This is a genomic window from Streptococcus sp. HMSC034E03 (genome assembly GCF_001811505.1).
Classification (GTDB): domain Bacteria; phylum Bacillota; class Bacilli; order Lactobacillales; family Streptococcaceae; genus Streptococcus.
On the sequence record NZ_KV805000.1, the window covers coordinates 62,156 to 87,082 of the forward strand.

At 39.7% G+C, this 24,927-nt stretch carries 26 protein-coding genes; 19 read left to right on the top strand and 7 right to left on the bottom strand.

Annotated elements, in window-relative coordinates:
- Positions 1-126 precede the first annotated feature (126 nt).
- Complete coding sequence (locus tag HMPREF2805_RS09500; RefSeq protein ID WP_075232312.1) at positions 127-696, bottom strand: MptD family putative ECF transporter S component; 570 nt, start codon at positions 694-696, stop codon at positions 127-129.
- A gap of 131 nt (positions 697-827) precedes the next feature.
- On the opposite strand from HMPREF2805_RS09500, the gene HMPREF2805_RS09505 reads away from it, so the two are divergent.
- From HMPREF2805_RS09505 to HMPREF2805_RS09570, 14 genes are all read left to right on the top strand, one after another.
- A complete protein-coding gene (locus HMPREF2805_RS09505; RefSeq protein WP_075232313.1) occupies positions 828-1,679 on the top strand; it encodes an Rgg/GadR/MutR family transcriptional regulator in 852 nt (283 codons plus the stop codon).
- Between the two features lie 188 nt (positions 1,680-1,867).
- Positions 1,868-3,115, top strand: a complete 1,248-nt coding sequence (locus tag HMPREF2805_RS09510; protein ID WP_075232314.1) for an MFS transporter — start codon at positions 1,868-1,870, stop codon at positions 3,113-3,115.
- An 80-nt stretch (positions 3,116-3,195) separates the two neighbouring features.
- Complete coding sequence (hisS, locus tag HMPREF2805_RS09515; protein WP_075232315.1) at positions 3,196-4,476, top strand: histidine--tRNA ligase; 1,281 nt, start codon at positions 3,196-3,198, stop codon at positions 4,474-4,476.
- 152 nt (positions 4,477-4,628) lie between these two features.
- The gene (locus HMPREF2805_RS09520) at positions 4,629-4,943 is read left to right on the top strand and encodes a hypothetical protein (protein WP_075232316.1); all 315 of its coding nucleotides are present in this window, start codon (positions 4,629-4,631) and stop codon (positions 4,941-4,943) included.
- A gap of 9 nt (positions 4,944-4,952) precedes the next feature.
- Positions 4,953-5,159 (top strand): helix-turn-helix transcriptional regulator, encoded by a 207-nt coding sequence (locus HMPREF2805_RS09525; protein WP_001176227.1) that lies wholly within the window; start codon positions 4,953-4,955, stop codon positions 5,157-5,159.
- Positions 5,159-5,347 (top strand): hypothetical protein, encoded by a 189-nt coding sequence (locus tag HMPREF2805_RS09530; protein ID WP_075232317.1) that lies wholly within the window; start codon positions 5,159-5,161, stop codon positions 5,345-5,347. Before HMPREF2805_RS09525 ends, HMPREF2805_RS09530 begins: the two co-directional genes overlap by 1 nt.
- A complete protein-coding gene (locus HMPREF2805_RS09535) occupies positions 5,334-5,531 on the top strand; it encodes a hypothetical protein (protein WP_075232318.1) in 198 nt (65 codons plus the stop codon). Before HMPREF2805_RS09530 ends, HMPREF2805_RS09535 begins: the two co-directional genes overlap by 14 nt.
- Positions 5,532-5,533: 2 nt before the next feature.
- Positions 5,534-5,884, top strand: coding sequence for a PspC domain-containing protein (locus HMPREF2805_RS09540; RefSeq protein WP_075232319.1), 351 nt, complete (start codon positions 5,534-5,536; stop codon positions 5,882-5,884).
- Between the two features lie 12 nt (positions 5,885-5,896).
- A complete protein-coding gene (locus HMPREF2805_RS09545; protein ID WP_075232320.1) occupies positions 5,897-6,619 on the top strand; it encodes a DUF3169 family protein in 723 nt (240 codons plus the stop codon).
- Between the two features lie 55 nt (positions 6,620-6,674).
- A complete protein-coding gene (locus HMPREF2805_RS09550) occupies positions 6,675-7,388 on the top strand; it encodes a DUF3169 family protein (protein WP_261676375.1) in 714 nt (237 codons plus the stop codon).
- A 9-nt stretch (positions 7,389-7,397) separates the two neighbouring features.
- Positions 7,398-8,039, top strand: a complete 642-nt coding sequence (locus HMPREF2805_RS09555; protein ID WP_075232321.1) for a CPBP family intramembrane glutamic endopeptidase — start codon at positions 7,398-7,400, stop codon at positions 8,037-8,039.
- An 18-nt stretch (positions 8,040-8,057) separates the two neighbouring features.
- Positions 8,058-8,273 (top strand): hypothetical protein, encoded by a 216-nt coding sequence (locus HMPREF2805_RS09560; protein WP_060955102.1) that lies wholly within the window; start codon positions 8,058-8,060, stop codon positions 8,271-8,273.
- A 148-nt stretch (positions 8,274-8,421) separates the two neighbouring features.
- A complete protein-coding gene (aspS, locus tag HMPREF2805_RS09565; protein WP_075232322.1) occupies positions 8,422-10,185 on the top strand; it encodes an aspartate--tRNA ligase in 1,764 nt (587 codons plus the stop codon).
- Positions 10,163-11,104 (top strand): YitT family protein, encoded by a 942-nt coding sequence (locus tag HMPREF2805_RS09570; protein ID WP_075232323.1) that lies wholly within the window; start codon positions 10,163-10,165, stop codon positions 11,102-11,104. The genes aspS and HMPREF2805_RS09570 overlap by 23 nt, the downstream gene beginning before the upstream one ends.
- 122 nt (positions 11,105-11,226) lie before the next feature.
- On the opposite strand, the gene HMPREF2805_RS09575 is transcribed toward HMPREF2805_RS09570, so the two are convergent.
- The 5 genes from HMPREF2805_RS09575 to HMPREF2805_RS09595 all read right to left on the bottom strand — a co-directional run bounded on the left by HMPREF2805_RS09575 (position 11,227) and on the right by HMPREF2805_RS09595 (position 16,728).
- Positions 11,227-12,213, bottom strand: a complete 987-nt coding sequence (locus tag HMPREF2805_RS09575; protein ID WP_075232324.1) for a LacI family DNA-binding transcriptional regulator — start codon at positions 12,211-12,213, stop codon at positions 11,227-11,229.
- Positions 12,214-12,222: 9 nt separating this feature from the next.
- Positions 12,223-13,023 (bottom strand): DUF1189 domain-containing protein, encoded by an 801-nt coding sequence (locus HMPREF2805_RS09580; RefSeq protein ID WP_075232325.1) that lies wholly within the window; start codon positions 13,021-13,023, stop codon positions 12,223-12,225.
- Positions 13,024-13,229: 206 nt separating this feature from the next.
- Positions 13,230-14,072 carry a sugar ABC transporter permease gene (locus tag HMPREF2805_RS09585; protein ID WP_006149616.1) on the bottom strand — a complete coding sequence of 281 codons (843 nt, stop codon included), beginning with the start codon at positions 14,070-14,072 and terminating at the stop codon, positions 13,230-13,232.
- Position 14,073: 1 nt separating this feature from the next.
- Entirely contained in the window at positions 14,074-15,363 is a 1,290-nt protein-coding gene (locus HMPREF2805_RS09590) for a carbohydrate ABC transporter permease (protein ID WP_282434658.1), read from the bottom strand.
- Positions 15,364-15,459: 96 nt separating this feature from the next.
- On the bottom strand, positions 15,460-16,728 hold the full coding sequence (locus HMPREF2805_RS09595) for an extracellular solute-binding protein (RefSeq protein WP_075232327.1): 1,269 nt from the start codon (positions 16,726-16,728) through the stop codon (positions 15,460-15,462).
- Between the two features lie 417 nt (positions 16,729-17,145).
- On the opposite strand from HMPREF2805_RS09595, the gene malQ reads away from it, so the two are divergent.
- From malQ to HMPREF2805_RS11635, 3 genes are all read left to right on the top strand, one after another.
- The gene (gene malQ / locus HMPREF2805_RS09600) at positions 17,146-18,663 is read left to right on the top strand and encodes a 4-alpha-glucanotransferase (RefSeq protein ID WP_075232328.1); all 1,518 of its coding nucleotides are present in this window, start codon (positions 17,146-17,148) and stop codon (positions 18,661-18,663) included.
- Between the two features lie 25 nt (positions 18,664-18,688).
- Positions 18,689-20,947, top strand: coding sequence for a glycogen/starch/alpha-glucan family phosphorylase (glgP, locus tag HMPREF2805_RS09605; protein ID WP_075232329.1), 2,259 nt, complete (start codon positions 18,689-18,691; stop codon positions 20,945-20,947).
- A 278-nt stretch (positions 20,948-21,225) separates the two neighbouring features.
- Complete coding sequence (locus HMPREF2805_RS11635) at positions 21,226-21,432, top strand: hypothetical protein (RefSeq protein ID WP_083301321.1); 207 nt, start codon at positions 21,226-21,228, stop codon at positions 21,430-21,432.
- Positions 21,433-21,540: 108 nt separating this feature from the next.
- Here the strand turns inward: HMPREF2805_RS11635 and HMPREF2805_RS09610 are convergent, their stop codons facing one another.
- A complete protein-coding gene (locus HMPREF2805_RS09610; protein WP_075232330.1) occupies positions 21,541-22,389 on the bottom strand; it encodes a putative RNA methyltransferase in 849 nt (282 codons plus the stop codon).
- Between the two features lie 151 nt (positions 22,390-22,540).
- Between HMPREF2805_RS09610 and HMPREF2805_RS09615 the strand changes: the two genes are divergently transcribed.
- A complete protein-coding gene (locus HMPREF2805_RS09615) occupies positions 22,541-22,819 on the top strand; it encodes a DUF6110 family protein (RefSeq protein ID WP_000910904.1) in 279 nt (92 codons plus the stop codon).
- A gap of 1 nt (position 22,820) precedes the next feature.
- Positions 22,821-24,881, top strand: a complete 2,061-nt coding sequence (locus tag HMPREF2805_RS09620) for a heavy metal translocating P-type ATPase (RefSeq protein WP_075232331.1) — start codon at positions 22,821-22,823, stop codon at positions 24,879-24,881.
- The last annotated feature ends 46 nt before the right edge of the window (positions 24,882-24,927 follow it).

Consider the following 24,927-nt stretch of genomic DNA (forward strand, 5'->3'; position numbering starts at 1 on the left):
ATTTACCCACTACAAATATTATAGAGCCAAAATAGCATGTATCAGCATTTCTAAGAGTTTTCAAGATGTAGTAAAATTACCGAAAGGGTTTGTCTACCTACTGAGAGCCGTGTGGTTCTTTTTCTATCACATTTTATCTGCGAATTTCTTACTCAGCGCTTGTCCAATAAGGGAACCGAGTAAAGCACCAATGAGGATGCTTGCTACAAAGAGAAGGATAGTACCAGGGTTAGGCGCGACCATGATGCGGTCAATATAGTCCTGAGATTTTCCGCGAGCTACGAGGGTTGCGATATAGGCTTGAGGAGTTAGCCACATAAGTAGGATGGGACCAGTAGTACCAAAAGCAAAAACTAGGAAGGAAAGAAGGTTCTTGACCTTATCTTTGTAGTGGCCAAGATGAGCAATGCCATCTGCTGCAAGACCGCATATGATTCCTGGAAGAAAGGCACCAGCACCATGCTTGCTTCCGAGGAAAAAGAGAGCAATTACAAGTCCAATCGTAGTAATCGCTCCAAAACGAGGCACTTTTGCTAAAAGGATCATATAGACGCTACCACCCACAAGGGCAGAAAAGGCAGGGGCGTAAAACATATTTCCAGTGTGGTCGACAAGGTTCCCTAGTAGAACCCCCACTCCGATGCAGAGAAAGTAGACAAGGGCAGCTACAAGGGTCGTCAAGATATTCTTTTTCATAAATTCTCCTTCGTATATCTGATGTTATTCATTGTATCATGCCTGTGGCAGATTGTAAATGCTGGTTTGGAACTAGTATTTATTAGGAAATGTGGTAAAATAGGAAAAAATAAAAGACGAGTGGTAAGAGGATGAAGAATTTAGGAAAAGTTTTTAAAGAGTTACGAGAATCAAGAAAAATTTCCTTGAGAAAAGCAACAGGTGGACGCTTTTCAGCATCCTTATTGTCGCGTTTTGAAAATGGTCAGAGTGAAATATCTGCTCCAAAGTTAATCGCAGCTTTGGAGAATATTCATGCGAGTATGGAAGAATTGTTATTTTTGGCGAGAGGTTTTCATCAGGATGCCTATTCTGAATTTAGAAACAGAATAGTTGAGGCTATTGACCCTCAAGATTTGACATCCTTGCGCACTCTCTACCAGAGAGAGTATCAACAACTTCCTTTTTCAAAAGATAGACAGCAACACATTCTCAATGCTATTTTAATAAAATCCTATATGAAAGCCATTGATGAGATGGTTACATTGACCGCTGAGGAAGAAAGAGTCCTACATGATTATCTATTTTCTGTCGAAATTTGGGGACACTATGAACTGTTGTTCTTTTCTTCCTGCTCTCCGCTTTTATCAGTCCAGCTTTTTACAAAGTACTCTCGAGAAATGTTGCGGAAGTCAGATTTCTTGCAAGGAGTTGGGAAAAATCGAAATATGATGCATACCTTGCTCCTCAATGCTTTTATGGCCTGTATTGAAGTTGATGATTTTACCAATGCCCTCTATTTTAAAAAACAAATTGAAAAGAACTTCTTTGAAGAAAATGAAACCTATTTTCGAATAGTCTACCTATGGGCAGAAGGTTTGCTTGATAGTAAGCAAGGAAGAGTAGAGGAAGGGCAGAGAAAGATGGAGGATGCTATTCGTATTTTTGAGATGATTGGTTGTAGCAGATCTGCTGACTATTATAGAAGTGCCATGGAGTGTTGAATATCTGCAACTAGATAAAATAACTTGAAACGATAGGACTGTGAAGATACTTATTAGTAGTAGAAAATTCTAGCGTTTTCGTTATTCGTTTAGTTTGTTGCATATATTCAAAAAAGTATTCTCGAGGGATTCTTGATGCTATACTAGAACTACCATAAAAGTAGAATGTGAGAAAGAAAGGAATCTATATGAAACTATTACTAAGAAATCAAGCATACAGAGTTTTGAGCTTATCACGCTTTTTCAATGCTTTTGGTGCTTCCATTTTTAATTTAGTATTCGTGGTCTATGCCTCGACTTTGCCAGAGGCTTCTGTTGCCGTTGCTATGGCGAATGTTGTGATGATGCTTCCAACTCTTTTTACAGTTTTTGTAGGAATTCGTGCAGATTATACCAAGGACAAGGTCAAATGGATGACCTATGTCGGTTTATTTCAGGCGGTTTTATTTTTTCTAGCAGCCCTAGTTGTTCAGCAAGCTAGTTTCTTTGCCTTTTCGACCCTTTGCCTCATCAATGTCCTTAGTGATGTAGCCAGTGATTTTGCTGGTGGCTTGCGAATGCCTCTCGTTAAAGAAAAGGTAGCAGAGTCAGATCTGATGGAGGCCTATTCCTTTTCGCAGTTTATTACCTACATCTCTGCGATTGGCGGCCAAGCTTTTGGAGTTTGGCTATTAGGGGTGTCAACACAGAACTTTTCGCTCGTAGCGGTAATCAATGCCATATTTTTCCTAGTGTCAGCTCTCGTTCTCTTTTTAGGAAGGGCTGAATTAAGCTTATCAACTCCACTTGTTGATAGTAAATCACTGAAAAATGAGAAACTCTCTATCAAAGATCAATTTTTAACGATTTACCGAAATTTACGTCTCGTTTTTCTTAAAAGTGGACAGAAAAACTTTGGTTTTATGCTCTTTGCTATCTTGCTTATCAATGCTTTGGGTGGTGCCTTAGGTGGTATCTATAACATCTTCCTTTTAAATCATTCCTTACTGAATTTTTCCTACAAGGATGCATTGTTTATCTTACAATTGATTACCTTATTAGCAGTTATCATCAGTAGTCTTACGGGAAATGACTATTTTGGGAAGCAATCTTTGCCTAGATTGATGATGTGGGTTACATTAGGAGCCAGTCTAGTTGGCCTATCTAATTTGTTAAACCAAGTTTTGCTCGGGATGCTTTTCGTCTTTTTTACCATGTATGTTTCTGGGAAAATTTCTCCAAAGATTAGTGCTCTGCTCATGAAAAATCTCGCTCCAGAGGTTCTATCTCGCACTAGTAATTTTTTAGGCTTGTTGTTTACTCTATCCATACCAGTGGGGACGGCCTGTTTTTCACTGGTGGCAGTATGGGATATACAGTTAACATGGGCTCTGTTTGTTGGTCTTTCCTTGATTGCGATTCTCCTAGCTAGTCTTAATCTGAAAAATGAAATTTAGGTGTTCGTCTTCTTTTCAGACTGTCCCAATCCCTTCATTTATGGTAAAATAGGACTATTAAGTTATAAAGAGGATTCCCTATGAAATTACAAAAGCCAAAAGGAACGCAGGATATTTTACCTGCTGAGTCTGCCAAATGGCAGTACGTTGAAGGATTTGCGCGTGAAATATTCAAACGCTACAACTATGCAGAAGTACGCACGCCTATTTTTGAGCACTACGAAGTCATCAGTCGTTCGGTTGGAGACACAACTGATATCGTAACCAAGGAAATGTACGACTTTTATGACAAGGGTGACCGCCATATCACTCTCCGTCCAGAAGGAACTGCTCCAGTCGTTCGTTCTTATGTGGAAAACAAACTCTTCGCCCCAGAAGTGCAAAAGCCAAGTAAGTTCTACTACATGGGACCTATGTTCCGTTATGAGCGTCCACAGGCAGGGCGTTTACGCCAATTCCACCAGATTGGTGTGGAGTGCTTTGGCTCTAGCAATCCAGCTACCGATGTAGAAACTATCGCTATGGCAGCCCACTTCTTGAAAGAAATTGGCATACAAGGTGTTAAATTGCACCTCAACACTCTTGGAAATCCTGAGAGCCGTGCGGCTTACCGTCAGGCCTTGATTGACTACTTAACACCGCTCAAGGAGACCTTGTCTAAGGATAGCCAACGTCGCTTGGAGGAAAATCCTCTCCGTGTCTTGGACTCTAAGGAAAAAGAAGACAAGGTGGCAGTGGAGAATGCACCATCTATCTTGGATTACCTGGATGAAGAAAGTCAAGCTCACTTTGATGCTGTTTGTCAGATGTTGGAAAATCTCGGAGTAGATTATATCATCGATACCAACATGGTGCGTGGTTTGGACTACTATAACCACACGATTTTTGAGTTTATCACAGAAATCGAGGGCAATGAATTGACAGTCTGTGCAGGTGGTCGCTATGATGGCTTGGTTGCTTACTTCGGCGGTCCTGAGACTGCTGGATTTGGTTTTGGACTTGGTGTTGAGCGTCTTCTTTTAGTCCTTGAAAAACAAGGTGTAGCACTTCCTATCGAAAACGCCCTAGATGTTTATATCGCAGTTTTGGGCGAAGGGGCAAATGTCAAGGCTTTGGAATTAGTACAGGCTCTTCGCCAACAAGGATTCAAAGCAGAGCGTGATTACCTCAACCGTAAGCTCAAAGCTCAGTTCAAGTCAGCTGATGTCTTTGCGGCTAAGACCCTCATCACCCTAGGAGAGAGTGAAGTCGAAAGCGGACAAGTGACAGTTAAGAATAACCAAACTCGAGAAGAAGTGCAAGTTTCGCTTGGTGCTATCAGTCAAAACTTCACAGAAATCTTTGAAAAACTCGGATTTTAATAACAGATAAACTGGTCGGGATCTTACTCCTGACCTTTTTCTTTTGCAAAATGACAAAAATCTTAAACTTTTTGACAAATATGATTGTCAAAAAGAAAAAGATGTGTTACAATGAAATCAAGTTAAGAAATAAATAAATAGGAGGGAGCCACATGTGGGTATGGATTTTTTTTCCTTTTCTCGTCTTGATTTATAGTAGTCAATCTAAAAAAATCAAGCGGTTAGAGAAAAGGTTAAAGGTAATCGAAAGAAAAGAGAAAGGAAATATAGATATGTCAAGATTATTGAAAGAATTAATTGGGAAAAGCCCAACAATCGTTGGACAAGTGTTTGGAACAAATTTATGGGAAGTTGTGGATGTTGATGAGGAATGGGTCAAACTACGTAGTGTTGATAAAAAGGGGAAAGAAAAATTTATGTTGCAACGTATTGAGGATATCCAAACTGTTGAATTTGACGGAGAGTAGGTGTGTAACATGCAACTAAAAAATCGTTTAAAAGAGCTTCGAGCTCGCGATGGTCTCAATCAAACCGACCTGGCCAAGCTAGCAGGGGTTTCCAGACAGACCATTAGCCTATTAGAAAGGGATGAGTACACCCCATCCATTATCATTGCCCTGAAAATATCTCAAATTTTCAACGAAACAGTCGAATCGGTATTTCGCTTAGAGGAGGATGAGTGATGAACAAGTATAGAGTGCTTTATCATATGAGTGTTCTTGCCCTTTATGTGAATGCTTTTGCTATGATTGGAACATTACTGGGGTGGTTTTATTTTGATGAAAGTAAGTATTTGTTTTGGCTTAATTTAGCCCTCTTGTCCATTTTCAATCGGTTGAAGAAAAAGGAGAAAAATGATGAACAAGTATAAAGTGATTTATTATGTAGTGGCCATAGCTTTATTAGTCAGCGTATTTCTACTGATTGGGATGGACCTAGGCTGGTTTAATCCATATCAAAGCGACCAATTTATTTGGACCTACTTTGCCCTCATCCCAGTAATTGAATGGATTGAAAAGAAATCCAAAAATCTAGCAAGTGAAAAAGGAGAATGAAAATGAAAGAGTTTTTAGCAGGATTTCAAGTAGATACAGAACAAAAAGAACTTGCAGGTGTCTGTGCAGGTTTAGGAAATTATTTTAATATCAAGACTAACGTCATCCGTTTAGTAGCCATTTTGCTGTTTCTTTGGTCAACAGAGTTTGGGATTTTAACAGTCATCCTATATGCTTATCTAGCAGGTTGGCTTGGGAGAAATCCTTTAGGAGAAGGGGCGAAAAAAGCCAGAAAGCAAGCTATTCTCTTGTTTGCTGTTTGTTTGATTTTAGTATCACTTGGAACAGAGGGCTTGACAGCAATTTATGAATCAGGTAAAGTCTTTGGTCAGTGGTTAGTTGGATTAGTTTAGAGGGGGATGAATATGAAAAAGAAACGAATTTTATACTTCTTAGCGATTGGTGTTTTAGGATATTTTACAGGTATGCTTGCAGGTCGTGCTTGGGCATTGGGCACAAGTTTTAATCTGAATACTCTAGTTCCTTGGATTTCAGCTTCCTGTTTATTGATAGCTTTGATTAGCATTTTTTTAACTATCTATTTCTTAAAAAAGAGTCGGAAATTCCATGCTTTATATCAAATGGAAATAGATGACGATGTGAATGAAACTTATTATGTACAAATGTATCGAAATCTCGAGTTTGGTACGATTGCTTTTAACATTGTGTCAGTTATGACTATATTAGCTTTATTCATCTCTATGAATGAAGTGGTGATACTCCGTACAAGTTTTATCGTTCTAGGACTTTCTGTTCCAGCTCTTATTTTAGCTGCAGTACTTCAAAAATATCTTTTCAAGACGATTTCGATTGTTCGTCAGTTTGATTTGGCATTTTTCTCTATTCCAAAGGATGTGCTAGATTATGTAAATTCTTACGATGAAGGAGAACGACAAGCTAATTTGGAACAGAGTTTTCGAATTTTATTTCAATTAAACCAATATGTTTTACCAGGTTTGTATATTTTGATTGATATCGTTTCTGTACTTACGGGAGAAATTCAGTTATTAGGTCTTTTAGCTGTAGCTATAATCCATATTTATATCAATATAATGCAGATACCTATGGTGAAACGTTATTTTAAATAGAAAAGATCACTGAAACTATTTAAGGTTATTGGCTAGTTTAGATAGAGGTCAGAAAATGAAAAATAATCGTAAATGGTTGAGAGTAGTAGTGTGTATGTTAAGTGCTTTTGTAGGAGCCTTTGCTTACACTCTTAGAGGTATAGCTGAACAGATTCAAATGTCACAAGTCTTACACACTGTTTATGGACTCGCTCTCGTTATTGGAGGAATTTCCTTCATCTTAGCCATGTATTATCTTGGCAAAAGTCGTGCAGTTTATACTCTTTATCAAAGGGTGGCAGAGGAAGAAGATAGTGATCAGACCTATGTAAGAGCCTATCGTTACTTAGATTATGGTTCGGTTTCTTCAAATGTTTTGATGATAGCAATGATGATCAGTGGGATCATACTGATTTCTCCGATATTTAAGAATACCTTGCTAATTCTTCCTGCTCTTATTCTATTATGCTTATACATTATTGTTGCCAATTACTTGTTGCGAACTATTTTTATCGTTCGACACTATAAACTGTCTGTTTATTACACTCCAAAAGATATTTTAGCATATCTTAACAGTTATGATGAGGGAGAAAAGCAGGCAGAGATGGAAAGTGCCTATTTAACTCTGTTTAGGTTGAATCAGATTTTACTGCCATCACTCTATTTTTTATTGATAGTATTATCAGTTGTTTTACGAGAAATACAAGTGGTTGCCTTAGTTCTTTTAGTCGTCATTCATTTTTATATAACTATCGCACAATTAAGAAAAACAAAACGTTATTTTAAATAGGAGTCTTTTATGAAAACACTTAAAAGCATTGGCTGGTTTGTTCTAGCTTTCTTATCATTTTTGTTTATCTACGGTTTTATTCAGACTTTACCTCTGATTGCTCTTGGTTCAGGTGCACCTATAGTCGGTGTTCTTCCGCTTTATATTCTATTAGCAGGAGCTTTTACCTTCTTAACATACAAGTGGTATAAGACAGGAACTGTTACGATAGAAAAAACGGGCCTTAACAAATACATCTGGTTGCCTGCCTTGGTATGGGTCCTTATCATTGTTGTACAAAATTTCTTACCAAATGATCCATCTGTCAGTCAACAGACGGCAGAACAATTGACTCATAATCAACCTCTCTTCTCTTTCTTCATGATTGTTGTCTTTGCACCCCTGACAGAAGAGTTGACCTTTAGAGGTCTGTTAGCTCGTTATGTCTTCCCTCAGCAGGATAACGTCAAGCAGACAGTACTCTTTCTTCTTGTAAGTACTATCATTTTTGCCCTTGTTCATTTCCCTGGCACTCCTCAACAATTCCTAGTGTATGGTTCCCTCGGTTTGAGCTTGGGCTTGGCATATATCAGCAAAGGTGGTTTGGCATACAGCATTGCTTTACATGCTTTAAATAATTTAATCGGATTTTTAATGATTCTCATGCTATAATAGACTCAGGAGGAAGTCATGAAACGAGTGATATTATTAGCAGTGATTCAGGCAGTTGTACTCTTCTTCATTATTGGAGCGCTTGCCTATGCTTTTAAAGGGGATTTCTTTTATAACCATCTAGCAGTTATCTTTGCACCAATCGCAGGTATTATGCGATTTGCGACAGCCTATGCAACGGAGATTGTTCTCCCTAAAAAGGCTGCAGAGATTGCTGAAAAGCGAAAAAAATAAAGAAATACCAAGTAAAATAAGGTCCAGCGAATGATTTTGCTGGATTTTTTCATTTATAGCAGGATTCTTCTCAACTTTTCTGATGATTTTCATGAAGAGCCTGCGCTTTTATGGTAAAATAGTAACAGAATAAAAGAGGAGAGAAAACATGAAACGTAGTATGTATGCTGGTCGTGTTCGTGAGGAACACATCGGACAAGAAATTACCTTGAAAGGATGGGTAGCCCGTCGTCGTGACCTTGGTGGTTTGATCTTTATCGATCTTCGTGACCGTGAAGGAATCATGCAGTTGGTTATCAACCCAGAAAAAGTATCTGCAGAGGTGATGGCAACAGCTGAAAGCCTTCGTAGTGAATTTGTCATCGAGGTGACTGGTCAAGTTGCTGCACGTGAGCAAGCCAATGATAAGTTGGCGACTGGTGCAGTTGAATTGAATGTAACAGCTCTTTCTGTACTTAACACAGCCAAAACAACACCATTTGAAATCAAGGATGGCATTGAAGCGAACGATGATACGCGTCTACGTTACCGTTATCTTGACCTTCGTCGTCCAGAAATGTTGGAAAATCTTAAACTTCGTGCCAAAGTAACACATTCTATCCGCAACTACTTGGATGAGTTGGAATTTATTGATGTGGAAACGCCATTCCTTTCTAAGTCAACACCAGAGGGGGCGCGTGACTATTTGGTGCCTTCTCGTGTCAATAAGGGTCATTTCTATGCCCTTCCTCAAAGTCCGCAGATTACAAAACAGTTGTTAATGAATGCGGGATTTGACCGTTACTACCAAATCGTCAAATGTTTCCGCGATGAAGATTTACGTGGAGACCGTCAACCTGAGTTTACACAGGTCGACTTGGAAACTTCATTCCTTACTGAGCAAGAAATTCAAGATATCACAGAAGGTTTGATTGCGCGCGTGATGAAGGAAACAAAAGGCATCGAAGTAACACTGCCATTCCCTCGTATGAAGTATGATGATGCCATGGCTCTTTATGGTTCTGACAAGCCTGATACTCGTTTTGAGATGTTGCTTCAAGACTTGACAGATCTTGTCAAGGGTGTAGATTTCAAAGTCTTCACAGAAGCTCCTGCGGTTAAAGCAATTGTAGTTAAAGGTGCAGCAGACAACTACTCTCGTAAAGATATTGACAAGATGACAGAGGTGGCCAAGCAGTATGGTGCTAAAGGTCTTGCTTGGGTCAAGGTGGTTGATGGAGAATTAAACGGACCAGTTGCCAAGTTCTTGACTGGTATCCAAGAAGAATTGACAACAGCGCTTGCTCTTGAAGATAAAGACTTGGTTCTCTTTGTGGCTGATACGCTTGAAGTAGCCAATGCAACACTTGGGGCTCTTCGTGGACGTATTGCCAAAGAGCTTGGCTTAATTGATAACGACAAGTTTAACTTCCTCTGGGTAGTTGACTGGCCAATGTTTGAATGGTCTGAAGAAGAAGGCCGTTATATGAGTGCCCACCATCCATTTACCCTTCCTCAAGCAGAAACTACTCATGAGCTTGAAGGTGATTTGGCTAAGGTCCGTGCCATTGCCTATGATATCGTCCTAAACGGTTATGAACTTGGTGGCGGTAGCCTTCGTATCAACCAAAAAGACCTTCAAGAACGTATGTTCAAGGCTCTTGGTTTCTCAGCCGAAGAAGCAAATGACCAGTTTGGTTTCCTTTTGGAAGCTATGGACTATGGCTTCCCACCACACGGTGGTTTGGCTATCGGTCTTGACCGTTTTGTCATGTTGCTCGCTGGAGAAGAAAATATTCGTGAAGTCATCGCCTTTCCTAAGAACAACAAGGCAACTGACCCAATGACGCAAGCACCATCAACAGTAGCTCTTAAACAACTAGAGGAACTTAATCTACAAGTAGAACAAGATGAAACAAACGAAACTAACTAAAAAGTGGTACCATTATCTTCGCCGCTTTGCTTATCGAGTAAAGATTTTGCGTGTTTTACAAAGTATTTCTCGAGAAAAATACGATGAAAAAATCTCAGCTTCTCTGGTATATGGTTTTCTATCAGCAGTAGCCGTTAATTTCTTTTTCCAACCAGGGCACGTTTATTCAAGTGGTGCGACAGGTTTGGCCCAAATTATATCTGCTCTAAGTAACCACTGGTTTGGGTTTCATTTCCCAATTTCAGTAGCATTTTACGCTATCAATATCCCGCTGATGATTTTAGCCTGGTACCAAATTGGACATAAGTTTACGATTTTTACCTTTATCACGGTATCCATGAGCTCGCTCTTTATCCAGTTTGTGCCTGTGGTGGTCTTGACAGAGGATCCAATCATCAATGCCCTTTTTGGGGGAGTCGTCATGGGATTGGGGATCGGCTTTGCTTTACGACATAACATCTCCAGTGGCGGAACAGATATTGTCAGCCTAACCATTCGTAAGAAGACAGGTCGCAACGTCGGAAGTATCTCTTTCTTGGTGAACGGTACCATCATGTTGATTGCTGGAGTGACCTTTGGTTGGAAATATGCCCTTTATTCCATGATTACCATCTTTGTCTCAAGTCGTGTGACAGATGCAGTTTTCACCAAGCAAAAACGCATGCAGGCCATGATTGTTACTAGCAATCCAGATGCCGTCATTGAGAAGATCCATAATAAATTGCACCGTGGCGCAACCATGATCCATGATGCTGAAGGAACTTATAATCACCAGCGTAAGGCTGTTTTGATTACGGTTATCACTCGTGCAGAGTTCAATGATTTTAAATTAATCATGAAGCAAGTTGATCCGACGGCCTTTGTTTCTGTTTCAGAAAATGTTCATATCCTAGGACGATTTGTCGAAGTCGAAAACTAAAGATTTCAGGACATCTTCAAATTCCATTAGTGATACCTTGCTCTAGTTTACTAATAGTTATTTATAACAATGAATAGAACGAAAAAACCAACTCTTGAACATATTGTCAGAGTTGGGCTTTTTTATTTTTCAACGATTTTGTGGGCAATCAACTGGCGGTAACAAATTTGTTTGTTGTTTTTAGCATCATTGATGATCTGGAGAATAGTTTCAAAGGAAACACGACCAAGCTCCAAACTATTGATATCGACATAGGCCGCCAAGTTGAGCTTGGGATTGACTGAGTCGAAGCTGAGGACAGGGACATCCAGTTGGTGTTTTGCGATGTAATCACAGACCCCTGCAGCAAGGAGACTATCAATGGTAATAATAGCGTCAATATTTGGATTGTGTTTGAAGAGAAGTCTACTAAAGCGATAACCATTATCTTCAAGAAATTCAGTAGCAAAGTAAGTCAGATTAGTATCGAGAGGAAGTTGGTATTGTTTGAGAGCTAGCTCGTAACCTGTCAGACGGTCTAGTGTTACGAAGAGTCGCTTAGTACCTCCGATAAAGGCAATTCGCTTGCATCCTTTTTTGATGAAATACTCTGTCGCATCAAAACCAGCTTGGACATTGTCATTATCGACAAGTGGAATGAAGGGAGATAGAGATTTACCTAAGATAAGGAAAGGAAATTGCTCGTCTACTACTAACTTAACCAAAGGGTCCTCTTCTTGGGCATAGAGGAAAATCAAACCGTCTACACGCTTACCATAGACCATCTGAGAAATAGCTTTAAGACGCTCTTTGGCATCTTTACCTGTCGCAATCTGAATGGCGTAGTGGTTTTCAGAGGCGACTTGGGCGATACCACGGAGGACAGATGGGAAGAAAGGATTTTGATAGAAGGCATCTGAGTCGTCAGGAAGCACCAAGCCAATAACTTGGGTATAACTGCTTACCAAGCTACGAGCGTTGAGGTTGGGGTGGTAATTGAGCTCCTTCATAGCCTTGCGAACGCGTTTTTTTGTTTCATCGCTAATGGTTGATTTATTTTGAATAACACGGGTTACGGTTGAAGGTGAAACACCAGCAGCCTTGGCCACGTCTTTAATCGTAACAGGCATAATAATCTCCTACTTATGGTAGTCTGGATCACGGAAATGCGTTTTGTAAAAGATAGTGACCAGGTATAGAACAAATAAAATATTTTGAACAGTAATTAAAGTGGCCATATTTTGGCCTAGGAGACCTAGAATCATAGCAAGTAAGGTTGGTAATCCTAAACAGTTCAAAATGAAATGATAGCACTCTTTGTAGCTTTTAAATGAAAAGAGACGCGATTTTTTCGTGAAGTAGAGCAAGAGGCTAGCACCTAAAGCAACAATAAAAAAATTAAGTCCAAAGAGGAAGCTAGAACCTAGCACAAGAAAGAGACTAATATAGACGCGATTCTGTTGATACCAGTCTTTAGAAATGGCTTGTGTTAAGCTTTCCTTGCTTTGGAAGCTCTCAGTCGTTATCGCGTGATAGCGAATGCTGGTCAATTCTTTTCCTTGCTTACTGATGATGAGTTTCTCAGGTTCAAAGTTCAGAAGTAATTCCTCAGGGAAGTTTGAACTAGAAGGGTCTCCGATTTGGATAGAAGCTTGATGAGGAGATGAACCTGCATAGCTCAACTTACCATCTACAATCTTTGCATTGGCAGCCAAATCCTGAACCACACTATCCGTCAAAGGAGTGTAGACATCATTGATGAAAGTTTCTAAAGGATAAGTTTCCTGAGAACTGTTTTGGATAGCAATAGGGATCATCGACAAGCTAATCAAGAAGATACTGGTAAAAATCAGTTGGAACCAGTTGAGACCAAAACGTTGAGATAGGGGCTTACGGAATCCCCAGATACTATTAAAATAAGAAAATGGATATGGCAACATAATTCTCTTTCTAAGGCATTTTTCTATATGAGTATTATATAGAGAAATGTGTTTAATTTCAAGTGGGTCAGGTACAATGCTGGTTGAAAGTAGGCTTTTGCTTTAAATTGTTCACAAACAAGAAGCCTTACCTTAAACTTTTATTTCTCATCAGATTATCTAAGTAAGGACAAGTTCCAAAATGAAAAAGGGTGGCGGGGGGTATATTACCCCTTGTCGCCACCGCTTGTAAGTCCTGAAACAAAGTTCTTTTGCAAGAAGAAGAAAAGTGTACAGATTGGAAGAGCGATGAGGATAGCACCTGCTGAGAAGTAGGCAATCTTCAAGTTCTTCGCATTGCTAACGAAGGTTTGTAGACCAACGGCAACTGTAAAGTATTCTTTCTCACGAAGCAAGAAACTAGAGAGGATGTAGTCTCCGAAAGGTCCCATGAAGGCCCAGAGTGCTTGTACCGCCACCATTGGGCGAACAAGAGGGAGAACGATTTGCCAGAAGCGGCGGAAGTGTCCTGCACCATCAAGTTTTGCAGACTCATCAAGAGACATTGGCACGGTGTCAAAGTAACCTTTCATCAACCATGCATTCATAGGGATACCACCACCGACGTAGAGGAAGATGAGGAACCAGCTATGATTAAGGGCGTTCAACATGAGGGCCATAACGAAGAAGGCAGTCAAAGCGGCCATTGTTGGCACCATTTGGATAATCAAGAAGAAGACCAAACTTTGTTTACGAGCCAAGAAGTTGTAACGGCTGTAAGCATAACCAGCAAGCACGATAATACTTGTCTGAACGACCATAGTGATCAAAGCGATGATCAAAGTATTAAGGTACCAGGTACCGTACAAGGTTTCTGTAAAGAGCCCTTTGAAGTTATCAAGACTAAAGTTGACATTGCTGTCGAGTTTAAAGGCCACAACGTTACCAGCCTTGAAGGCAGACATAATCGTGATTAAAAGAGGATAGATAATGACGATTGAAAGTCCGATCAAGTAGAGGTAAGTGAGGGTTTGAGTCAGTCTACGTTTTAGTTTGATTGAGTTATTCATCTTAGACGTCCTCCATATCAAATGCGTGTAGTTTCTTGAAGGCAATCATAGAAATAGAGATGACGATGATTGAAATAATCAAGGTAACAGCTGCCGCCATAGAGTATTGTGGAGCTGTACCTGTTGTCAAACGGTAAATCCATGAGATCAAGATATCGGTTGAACCAGCTCCACCACCGACACTACCAGGACCACCACCATTGAAGAGGTACATGATAGAGAAGTTGTTGAAGTTGAAGGTGTATTGGCTAATCAAAGTAGGTGCCGCAACAGCCAAAATCATTGGGAAAGTAATGTTGCGGAATTTTTGCCAAGCGTTTGCACCGTCGATATAAGCTGCTTCATACAAGTCGTTTGGAATAGACTGTAGGATACCGAGAGTAAGGACATAGATATAAGGGAATCCAAGCCAACCTTGCATCATAATCAAGGCAACCTTAGTCCAAGTAGGGTCTGTTTTCCAAGGGATGAGTGCCCCATCGAGGAATGGAAGAACTTTAGCAAAAAGTGGTAAAACTTGAGTATTGATAGCACCAACACTATCGTTAAACATGTTTGAGAATGTCAAGATAGTGATGAAGGCTGGAACTGCCCAAGGCAGAAGGAAGATAACACCAAAGATACGTTTTCCTTTGATGAATGGTTGGTTAGCAATAATAGCTGTGAAGATACCGATTACAATCTGTAAAGTTGATGCAGACAAAGCCCAGATAATAGTCCAAGAAAGAACGGCACCAAAGGCTGAACGGAAGGTACTCAAGCTCCAGATATTTGTGAAGTTGGTCAATCCAACCCAGTCCAACAATTTATTAGGTGGTAAATGTTGGAAATCATAGTTAGTAAAGGCGATCATCAAGGTTACAATAACTGGGAAGATGATGGCAAATGTCATGGCAACGTAAGATGGGATAATGAGCAAGTATGGGAATCCATTTTCATAGATACCTTTAATCATATCCTTAAGTGTCAATGGGACAGGAATGCCATTATTGATACGTTTTGCAATGGTATGAGCATCTTTAATATTGAGAATATAAAATGCTAGATAAACAATTACAAAAATAGAGTGAAATGCACCACGAATCAACATAAAGAGAGAGTTGTCACGGCCAGGTTTTTCACCGAGTGTGATCAAGTTGCTCAATTCAGGTGCTGCAAGTACTATAAAATAGAGGACAAAAGCTAATGTTACAGCAAGGAAGATAAAACCTTTGGCTTTTTGTTTGTTATAGATTTGCCCCAACCCAGGAATCAATGAAAGCAAGGCTGCTTTTCTTGGTTGTTGTTCCATGAGTACTCCTTTCATAAGATGTGAACGTCAAGCTGAGTTCTGTTAATATCTAAAAATCAAGGGGGATAAGTTTTAAATCCCCCTTGAATCAATCAATTAGTTACCAAATTTTTGTTGGATTGTTTCTTTAATCAATGTTACAGCATCATTTGCAGCTGTTTTAGCATCTTTCTTACCGCTTACAGCGTCAAAGAGCATTGTTTTAGCTGGGTCCCAAACTGTTGACATTTGAGAGATGTTTGGCATTGGTTGAGCGTTCTTGAACTGTTTGATAACAGCAGTAGTCAACTCATCGTTTTTACCTTCAGCGTAAGTACGAGCTTCAGTGTTAGCTGGGATTTCGTTTGTTGCATCGTAGAATGCTTTTTGTTGGTCAGTTGAAACAAGGAAGTCTACGAATTTTTGAGCTCCTTCAAGGTTCTTAGTGCTTGATGGGATGATCCAAGCTTTACCACCACCAAAGGCTGCGTAGTTTTTACCGTTTGGAAGAGTTGGGATAGTTGCAACACCGTAGTTTACTTTAGCATCTTTGAATGCTTGAGCTTTCCAAGGTCCATCAATGATAGCAGCTGTTTTACCTTCTTGGAATTGAGTTTGGATCAAGTTTCCAGCACCTTCAGTATCTTGCATACCTTTAGGCCATTTGTCATACCAAGTTTTAGCATAGTTGATACCTGCAATAGCACCATCGTTAGCAAGACCAATATCTTTAGGGTCTTTACCGTTTTGTCCAAACACGTAGGCACCGTTACCAGCAAGAAGTCCATATGCGTAGTAGAAGTTAGTCCAGTCAGCTAGGAAAGCAGTAGTTTTTCCGTCTTCACCAGCGAAGGCATATTTGCTATCTTTAGCAAGTTCTTCCAAGTCAGCAAATGTCTTAGGAGCTTCTTTCACTAAGTCTTTGTTATAGTACATAACAAGTGACTCGATAACGGCTGGAGCCCCATAAACTTTACCACCAACAGTTACAAGAGATTTAGTAGTATCGTCTGTTTTAGCACCGTCACTCAAAGTAACTTCTGAAAGTTGTCCGTCAGTACCAAGGCTACCTACACGGTCGTATGGTGCCATCATGACGTCAGCAGCTTTACCTGATTGGTTATCAAGTGAAAGATTGTCAAGTCCACCTAATTGGTCCCCTGTTTTAATAGTAACTTTTACACCAGCTTCTTTTTCGTAAGCTTTGGCAGCTGATTCTGCAAAAGCTTTATATTGATCTTCAACGTAGAAAGTGATTTCTTTCGCTTCTGATGAACCAGAGTCAGCAGTTTTATCAGCAGTTTTGCTTCCACAAGCTACTAAAAGTAAGCTAGCAAGAGTAGCAGTACCAAGTACAGCTGCGCTCTTCATGAATTTAGTTGACATAGTGTATTCCTCCTAAAGAATAACAAATTTTGATTTCAAGGAAACGCAAACGTTTTCTCTTATGAACTTAGTATAGCACAAACAGAAAACGGTTGCAAGCGTTTTTTGAAAAAAATTTAAAAAGCTTGTAACTGGTTAATCTCTAAAATTGGTTATATAATAGGAAGGAAAGGATGAAATCATATAAATTTCAATTCAAAAATAATTGAAGGGAAACGTTTGCATAGTTTGTAGATGTTTTTGTAGAGGTGAAAAAATAAGAATATAGTTTTTTAAAAAAGCTATAAAGTAAATAAATTGAAAAGTTTTTTGTTGAAACGCTTGCATTTCTTTTTGAAATGGGTTATACTTTACTTGGCGCAAACGTTTGCGCTTGTAAAAATGAAATATTTAACTACAAACACTTGAGGTGCTATTATGAAAAAACGTCAAAGTGGTGTGTTGATGCACATCTCATCACTTCCAGGGGCTTACGGAATCGGATCATTTGGTCAAAGCGCCTATGATTTCGTTGACTTCTTGGTTCGCACTAAGCAACGCTACTGGCAAATCCTTCCATTGGGAACAACTAGCTATGGAGATTCTCCTTACCAATCATTCTCAGCTTTTGCAGGTAATACTCACTTTATCGATCTTGATATCTTGGTGGAGCAAGGTCTGTTGGAAGCAAGTGATCTTGAAGGTGTGGACTTTGGTAGCAACCCAACTGAAGTTGACTACGCTAAAATCTACTATGCACGTCGTCCACTTCTAGAGAAAGCTGTCAAACGTTTCCTTGAAGTCGGAGATGTCAAAGACTTCGAAAAATTTGCTCAAGAAAATCAATCATGGCTTGAACTATTTGCAGAGTATATGGCTATCAAGGAGCATTTTGATAATCTTGCTTGGACAGAATGGCCAGATGCAGATGCCCGTGCTCGTAAAGCTTCAACTCTTGAAAGCTACCGTGAGAAATTAGCTGACAAGCTTGTTTACCACCGCGTAACCCAATACCTTTTCTTCAAACAATGGTTGAAATTGAAAGCATACGCTAACGAAAACCACATCGAGATTGTCGGTGATATGCCAATCTATGTAGCGGAAGATTCAAGCGATATGTGGGCAAATCCACACCTCTTTAAAACAGATGAAAACGGGAAAGCAACTTGCATCGCAGGATGCCCACCAGATGAGTTTTCTGCGACTGGTCAGCTTTGGGGTAACCCAATCTATGACTGGGAAGCAATGGATCGCGATGGTTACAAATGGTGGATTGAACGCTTGCGTGAAAGCTTTAAGATTTACGACATCGTGCGTATCGACCACTTCCGTGGATTTGAGTCTTACTGGGAAATTCCTGCGGGTTCTGAAACAGCGGCACCTGGTAAATGGGTGAAAGGACCTGATTACAAACTCTTTGCAGCTGTTAAAGAAGAACTTGGTGACTTGAACATCATCGCAGAAGACCTTGGATTCATGACTGATGAAGTCATCGAGCTTCGTGAGCGCACTGGATTCCCAGGAATGAAAGTCCTTCAATTTGCTTTCAATCCAGAACACGAAAGTATCGACAGCCCACACTTGGCACCAGCAAACTCAGTTATGTATACAGGAACACACGATAACAACACTGTTCTTGGTTGGTACCGTGATGAGATTGATGATCCAACTCGTGAGTATATGGCTCGCTACACAAACCGTAAAGAGTACGAAACAGTGGTGCATGCTATGCTTCGTACAGCCTTCGCATCAGTAAGTTTCATGACGATTGCCACTATGCAAGATTTGCTAGAGTTGGATGGTTCAGCTCGTATGAACTTCCCATCTACTCTTGGTGGAAACTGGTCATGGCGTATGACAGAGGAACAATTGACTCCTGCTGTCGAAGAAACTTTGCTTGACTTGACTACAATTTATCGCCGTATCAATGAAAATTTGGTAGAATTAAAGAAATAAGACAATAATCAGGAGACAACTAAACATGTTATCACTACAAGAATTTGTACAAAATCGTTACAATAAATCTATCGCAGAATGTAGCAATGAAGAGCTCTACCTTGCTCTTCTTAACTACAGCAAGCTTGCAAGCAGCCAAAAACCAGTGAACACTGGTAAGAAAAAAGTTTACTATATCTCAGCTGAGTTCTTGATTGGTAAACTCTTGTCAAACAACTTGATCAACCTTGGTCTTTACAACGATGTTAAAAAAGAACTTGCAGCTGCAGGTAAAGACTTGATTGAAGTTGAAGAAGTTGAATTGGAACCATCTCTTGGTAATGGTGGTTTGGGACGTTTGGCTGCCTGCTTTATCGACTCAATTGCTACTCTTGGTTTGAACGGTGACGGTGTTGGTCTTAACTACCACTTTGGTCTTTTCCAACAAGTTCTTAAAAACAACCAACAAGAAACAATTCCAAATGCATGGTTGACAGAGCAAAACTGGTTGGTTCGCTCAAGCCGTAGCTACCGAGTACCATTTGCAGACTTTACTTTGACATCAACTCTTTATGATATTGATGTTACTGGTTATGAGACAGCAACTAAAAACCGCTTGCGTTTGTTTGACTTGGATTCAGTTGATTCTTCTATTATTAAAGATGGTATCAACTTTGACAAGACAGATATCGCTCGCAACTTGACTCTCTTCCTTTACCCAGATGATAGTGACCGTCAAGGTGAATTGCTCCGTATCTTCCAACAATACTTCATGGTTTCAAACGGTGCGCAATTGATCATCGACGAAGCAATCGAAAAAGGAAGCAACTTGCATGACCTTGCTGACTACGCAGTTGTCCAAATCAACGACACTCACCCATCAATGGTTATCCCTGAATTGATCCGTCTGTTGACAGCACGTGGTATCGAGCTTGACGAAGCAATCTCAATCGTTCGTAGCATGACTGCTTACACAAACCACACAATCCTTGCTGAAGCCCTTGAAAAATGGCCTCTTGAATTCTTGGAAGAAGTGGTTCCTCACTTGGTACCAATCATCAAAGAATTGGACCGTCGCGTGAAAGCAGAATACAAAGATCCAGCTGTTCAAATTATCGATGAGAGCGGACGTGTTCACATGGCTCACATGGATATCCACTACGGATACAGTGTTAACGGGGTAGCGGCACTTCATACTGAAATCTTGAAAAATTCTGAGTTGAAAGCCTTCTATGACCTTTACCCAGAAAAATTCAACAACAAAACAAACGGTATTACTTTCCGTCGTTGGCTCATGCATGCTAACCCAAGATTGTCTCACTACTTGGATGAGATTCTTGGAGATGGTTGGCACCATGAAGCAGATGAGCTTGAAAAACTCTTGTCTTATGAAGATAAAGCAGCTGTCAAAGAAAAATTGGAAAGCATCAAATCTCACAACAAACGTAAATTGGCTCGTCACTTGAAAGAACACCAAGGTGTAGAAATCAATCCAAACTCTATCTTTGATATCCAAATCAAACGTCTTCACGAGTACAAACGCCAACAAATGAACGCTTTGTACGTGATTCACAAATACCTTGATATCAAAGCTGGTAACATCCCTGCTCGTCCAATCACAGTCTTCTTTGGTGGTAAAGCAGCTCCAGCCTACACAATCGCTCAAGATATCATCCACTTGATCCTTTGCATGTCAGAAGTGATTGCTAACGATCCAGCAGTAGCTCCACACTTGCAAGTAGTTATGGTTGAAAACTACAACGTTACTGCAGCAAGCTTCCTTATCCCAGCATGTGATATCTCAGAACAAATTTCACTTGCTTCTAAAGAAGCTTCAGGTACTGGTAACATGAAATTCATGTTGAACGGAGCTTTGACTCTTGGTACTATGGACGGAGCTAATGTGGAAATCGCTGAGTTGGTTGGCGACGAAAACATCTACATCTTCGGTGAAGATTCAGAAACTGTTATCGACCTTTACGCTAAATCAGCTTACAAATCAAGCGAATTCTACGCTCGTGAAGCTATCAAACCATTGGTTGACTTTATCGTGAGCGACGCTGTTCTTGCAGTTGGTAAGATTGAACGCTTGGAACGTCTTTATAACGAATTAATCAACAAAGACTGGTTCATGACTCTTCTTGACTTGGAAGATTACATCAAAGTGAAAGAGCAAATGCTTGCTGACTACGAAGACCGTGACGCATGGTTGGATAAAGTTATCGTTAACATTTCTAAAGCAGGATTCTTCTCATCTGACCGTACAATCGCTCAGTATAATGAAGATATCTGGCACTTGAACTAAGATATACAATTTAATAGTTATTACACTATCTAGCAAAAAAGCGAGTTTCAATTGAAATTCGCTTTTTTTAATGTTGTGGATTTGAGGGTGACTGGTCTCAAAAGAAAAAATAATTTGTCAATAATTTCTAGACTTAAAAATCAGACCTAGAGAACACTAAGAAGGCTGGTTGTATTACCTTTAAACCTCAGGTTCTTATTAGCTGTTACCTCAAATTTCTTGTATTCGTTTACAAACAGTATTATAATAGTATTATAGTAAAGAAAGAAGGTGTTCTTATGTGGAAAAAATATTTTTCAAAATATAAATGGACTGATTTATTTTGGATTCTTCTTGTAATTTGGTCATGCCTTTATGTGGGTAATAGTTCTTCGTTTCCACTGACTCATCAAGAAATCTCTTTTCATGGATGTTGTTATGGGGCATCACTTGCCTTATATCACTTGCTATTTATTGATAAATTTGTCATTTCAAATCGAAAATAAATGGAGAGGTCAAAATTTTTTATACTTTTCGGAAAGACAGTGAAAAATCGTGTTTTAAACCCGCATCTCAAGAAGAGGTGCGGGCTTGGTTTTATCTCATAAACTAGTTTACAGGGCTTTCCCGACAAGAATCTCTGCTTCGATGGTGATCTCTGTCAGTTGGCTCCAATCAATCTTGCTTTGGTTAACGTGAAAGAGGAGGGGTGTCATGCTGAGCAGGGCTTGGCGTTGCTCTGCTGTGATAGACTTGGTCAAGGAAGCAATCTGACTAGATTGGATGCTGAAGTGTTCTTGGAAGTGTTTTTTGATATCTTGGTTTGAATAATCCTTCTTTGTCAGCTGGTCTTGTACCTTCTGACGGATTTCCTTGAGGTGATTTTTAGTTGGAATAACCTTTATCAAGATACCGTCTTTGGATAAAACGCGACGAAATTCTCCGTAATTGGCAGGGGAAAAGAGATCAAGTAAGATATCCATACTGGCATCTTGCAGAGGAAGGCGAGAAAGGTCCCCAACGAACCAATTGACTGCCCAGTTGGGTTCACTCTTGGCAGCGATTTGGACGGAATCTTTGGAAATATCAAAGGCATAGAAGGTTTTGTCAGGATGACTTTCTTGGAGTTTGCGAGAATAGAATCCTTCGCCACAACCGATATCTAAAATTGTTTTGGCATTTTTTGAGTTTGAAAGTAAATCAGAGACGGCCTCTAAAATAGCTTGATAAAAGCCAGCTTCTAGGATTCGTTGACGGTTTTGAAAATTTTCCTTGTCGTAATTAGCGGATTGCTTGATTTGAGGGGCTAGATTGACATAGCCGAATTTTGCCAGGTCAAAAGAATGCCGATTCTCACATTTAAGACTAGATTCTACCAAGGTCAGATTTTCTCGACAGATAGGACAGGCAAAGGCAGTCGCAGAAGCGAAGCGCTGGAGTTTAGGTTTGAGGTTTGTATTCATAGTTTAAGTGTATCAAAAGAGGCAAATGAAAGCAACTTTAGGAATAAGTAGATGGGAGATTCAGTAGAAATAAAACTAATTCTCCAATTTATAGAATAAAATTGCTTTTATATCTAAATTGCTATATAATAATGATAAGGAGGAAATAAGTATGTTAAAAGAAGTATTAAGCGTTGCAAAAGTTGCGAAAAAATCATCACTCTTTTTGGGTGGTGTCGCATTTGGTACCCTTGGTTTGAAAATCTTAGCAAGTAAGGAAGCTAAAAAAGGTTATTCTAAAGCTTTGGCTAAGGCTTACAAGTTGAAAGACGGGCTAGATGCATCTGTTTCTGTCGTGAAGCAACATGGAGACGATGTCTTGCAAGATGCTAAATATTTGTACGAGCAAGAGAAAAAAGAAGAGCAATTAGATAGCCTTATAGGAGAATAATATGTCTTTTAAAGTGCTACATAGAGGATACCAACATATCCGACTATCATCTTCTTTTTCACTCACCTTGGATATTCAAGACTATCTTCGTTCCTTGGCGAGAGATGAAAAGGGGATTGAGTCTATCCAGTTTTACATGGATCAACAGCACTTTACTCTACGTATAAAAGAAGGCTTTTCTGTATTAGATAATGCAGAAGCCTTTTTAAAAAGAATTGATAAAGGGAAAGTTTCTGAGTTGATGACTCTTCCCATTCGTAGAGAAGAGAGTGCTTATTCTATTGTTTCAGGTGCAGCGATTAAGCGTATACTTTTTCGTAGTTTTGTGCCGTATCCTATTCGCTATATATGGACTTGTTATCAGGCCTTTGGCTATATTAGAGAAGCCTATCAAACACTAGCGCGTAAGGAACTAACAATGGAAGTCTTGGACTGTTCGGCGATTTTATTGTCCTTGTTTATGAACCAATCCAAGACGGCTAGCAATATCATGTTTATGCTTGATTTGGGGAATCATTTAGATCAGTGGTCCTTGAAAAAAACTGCAACAGATTTAGAACAGAGTCTTCTTGCAAAAGAGAGCGATGTATTCCTAGTACAGGGCGATACGGTTGTTAGTATCAAGAGTTCCGATGTTCAAATAGGAGACGTCTTGGTCCTATCTCAAGGAAATGAAATTCTGTTTGATGGACAAGTAGTTTCAGGTTTAGGTATGGTCAATGAAAGTTCCTTGACGGGAGAGAGTTTTCCAGTTGAAAAAAGAGAGTCTGATTTGGTTTGTGCAAATACAGTATTAGAAACTGGAGAGTTACGCATTCGTGTAACCGATAATCAGATGAACAGCCGGATTTTACAACTGATTGAGTTGATGAAGAAATCTGAAGAAAACAAGAAAACGAAACAACGCTATTTCATCAAAATGGCGGACAAGGTCGTCAAATATAATTTCTTGGGGGCTGGGCTGACTTACCTATTGACAGGTTCTTTTTCGAAGGCTATTTCTTTCCTATTGGTCGATTTCTCCTGCGCTTTGAAAATCTCTACTCCTGTAGCTTATTTGACAGCTATCAAGGAAGGGTTGAATCGTGAAATGGTGATTAAGGATGGGGATGTTCTGGAGAAATATCTGGAAGTTGATACTTTCTTGTTTGATAAGACGGGAACAATCACAACTAGTTATCCTATAGTTGAAAAGGTGTTACCTTTTGGGAACTATAGTGAGGAAGATATTCTCAGAATCAGTGCCTGTCTTGAGGAACACATTTATCATCCTATTGCTAATGCTATCGTCAAGCAAGCTGAGATAGAGGGAATTGAACATGAGGAAATGCATGGGAAACTCCAATATATCGCAAGCAAGGGGATCAAATCTCATATAGATGGCCAACCAGTTCTTATTGGGAATTATGTCTTGATGCAGGATGAGCAGATTCATATCAGTTCAGAACAAAATGCTTTAATTGAAGAGTACAAGAGTCACTACAATCTCTTATTCTTGGCTTATCAGAATGAATTGATTGGAATGTTCTGTATTCATACTCCTTTGAGAAAAGAAGCAAAAGCAGCCTTGGAGAAACTTAAGGCACAAGGGAAAAAATTGATTCTGGCAACAGGGGACACCTTGGTTAGAACAGAGGAATTAGTCAAAGATTTGCCCTTTGATCAGGTCTATACAGACTTGAAACCTGATGGAAAATTTGAGTTAGTAGAGGAACTGCAGAAAGCAGGTCACACTATTTTGATGGTTGGAGATGGCTTGAATGACTCAGCTGCTCTAACCCTATCAGATATCGGTGTGGTGATGAATGAGAGTGCAGATATTTCTAAGCAGATGAGTGATATCTTATTGTTAGATAATCGTTTGGATTTCTTCCAAGAGTTGGATTCGCTATCATCATCTTTGCAAACACTCATCAAGAAGAATATTCAAGATACCGTTGTCGTAAATAGTAGTTTGATTGGCTTTGGCTTATTTAATTGGCTCAGTCCTTCAAATCTCTCTATCTTACATAATCTAACAACCTTGCGCATTGTACTGCGTAGCCTGTCTATTAAGGGATAGGTGGGGGACTATTCACAGCAAAAAGGAGTTACCTTTCTCGAGGGTA

What these genes read in the sequence shown, in the direction of transcription:
- HMPREF2805_RS09500 (WP_075232312.1), bottom strand. Translation starts at nt 696, where the DNA reads ATGAAAAAGAATATCTTGACGACCCTTGTAGCTGCCCTTGTCTACTTT.
- HMPREF2805_RS09505 (WP_075232313.1), top strand. Translation starts at nt 828, where the DNA reads ATGAAGAATTTAGGAAAAGTTTTTAAAGAGTTACGAGAATCAAGAAAA.
- HMPREF2805_RS09510 (WP_075232314.1), top strand. Translation starts at nt 1,868, where the DNA reads ATGAAACTATTACTAAGAAATCAAGCATACAGAGTTTTGAGCTTATCA.
- hisS (WP_075232315.1), top strand. Translation starts at nt 3,196, where the DNA reads ATGAAATTACAAAAGCCAAAAGGAACGCAGGATATTTTACCTGCTGAG.
- HMPREF2805_RS09520 (WP_075232316.1), top strand. Translation starts at nt 4,629, where the DNA reads ATGTGGGTATGGATTTTTTTTCCTTTTCTCGTCTTGATTTATAGTAGT.
- HMPREF2805_RS09525 (WP_001176227.1), top strand. Translation starts at nt 4,953, where the DNA reads ATGCAACTAAAAAATCGTTTAAAAGAGCTTCGAGCTCGCGATGGTCTC.
- HMPREF2805_RS09530 (WP_075232317.1), top strand. Translation starts at nt 5,159, where the DNA reads ATGAACAAGTATAGAGTGCTTTATCATATGAGTGTTCTTGCCCTTTAT.
- HMPREF2805_RS09535 (WP_075232318.1), top strand. Translation starts at nt 5,334, where the DNA reads ATGAACAAGTATAAAGTGATTTATTATGTAGTGGCCATAGCTTTATTA.
- HMPREF2805_RS09540 (WP_075232319.1), top strand. Translation starts at nt 5,534, where the DNA reads ATGAAAGAGTTTTTAGCAGGATTTCAAGTAGATACAGAACAAAAAGAA.
- HMPREF2805_RS09545 (WP_075232320.1), top strand. Translation starts at nt 5,897, where the DNA reads ATGAAAAAGAAACGAATTTTATACTTCTTAGCGATTGGTGTTTTAGGA.
- HMPREF2805_RS09550 (WP_261676375.1), top strand. Translation starts at nt 6,675, where the DNA reads ATGAAAAATAATCGTAAATGGTTGAGAGTAGTAGTGTGTATGTTAAGT.
- HMPREF2805_RS09555 (WP_075232321.1), top strand. Translation starts at nt 7,398, where the DNA reads ATGAAAACACTTAAAAGCATTGGCTGGTTTGTTCTAGCTTTCTTATCA.
- HMPREF2805_RS09560 (WP_060955102.1), top strand. Translation starts at nt 8,058, where the DNA reads ATGAAACGAGTGATATTATTAGCAGTGATTCAGGCAGTTGTACTCTTC.
- aspS (WP_075232322.1), top strand. Translation starts at nt 8,422, where the DNA reads ATGAAACGTAGTATGTATGCTGGTCGTGTTCGTGAGGAACACATCGGA.
- HMPREF2805_RS09570 (WP_075232323.1), top strand. Translation starts at nt 10,163, where the DNA reads ATGAAACAAACGAAACTAACTAAAAAGTGGTACCATTATCTTCGCCGC.
- HMPREF2805_RS09575 (WP_075232324.1), bottom strand. Translation starts at nt 12,213, where the DNA reads ATGCCTGTTACGATTAAAGACGTGGCCAAGGCTGCTGGTGTTTCACCT.
- HMPREF2805_RS09580 (WP_075232325.1), bottom strand. Translation starts at nt 13,023, where the DNA reads ATGTTGCCATATCCATTTTCTTATTTTAATAGTATCTGGGGATTCCGT.
- HMPREF2805_RS09585 (WP_006149616.1), bottom strand. Translation starts at nt 14,072, where the DNA reads ATGAATAACTCAATCAAACTAAAACGTAGACTGACTCAAACCCTCACT.
- HMPREF2805_RS09590 (WP_282434658.1), bottom strand. Translation starts at nt 15,363, where the DNA reads ATGGAACAACAACCAAGAAAAGCAGCCTTGCTTTCATTGATTCCTGGG.
- HMPREF2805_RS09595 (WP_075232327.1), bottom strand. Translation starts at nt 16,728, where the DNA reads ATGTCAACTAAATTCATGAAGAGCGCAGCTGTACTTGGTACTGCTACT.
- malQ (WP_075232328.1), top strand. Translation starts at nt 17,146, where the DNA reads ATGAAAAAACGTCAAAGTGGTGTGTTGATGCACATCTCATCACTTCCA.
- glgP (WP_075232329.1), top strand. Translation starts at nt 18,689, where the DNA reads ATGTTATCACTACAAGAATTTGTACAAAATCGTTACAATAAATCTATC.
- HMPREF2805_RS11635 (WP_083301321.1), top strand. Translation starts at nt 21,226, where the DNA reads ATGTGGAAAAAATATTTTTCAAAATATAAATGGACTGATTTATTTTGG.
- HMPREF2805_RS09610 (WP_075232330.1), bottom strand. Translation starts at nt 22,389, where the DNA reads ATGAATACAAACCTCAAACCTAAACTCCAGCGCTTCGCTTCTGCGACT.
- HMPREF2805_RS09615 (WP_000910904.1), top strand. Translation starts at nt 22,541, where the DNA reads ATGTTAAAAGAAGTATTAAGCGTTGCAAAAGTTGCGAAAAAATCATCA.
- HMPREF2805_RS09620 (WP_075232331.1), top strand. Translation starts at nt 22,821, where the DNA reads ATGTCTTTTAAAGTGCTACATAGAGGATACCAACATATCCGACTATCA.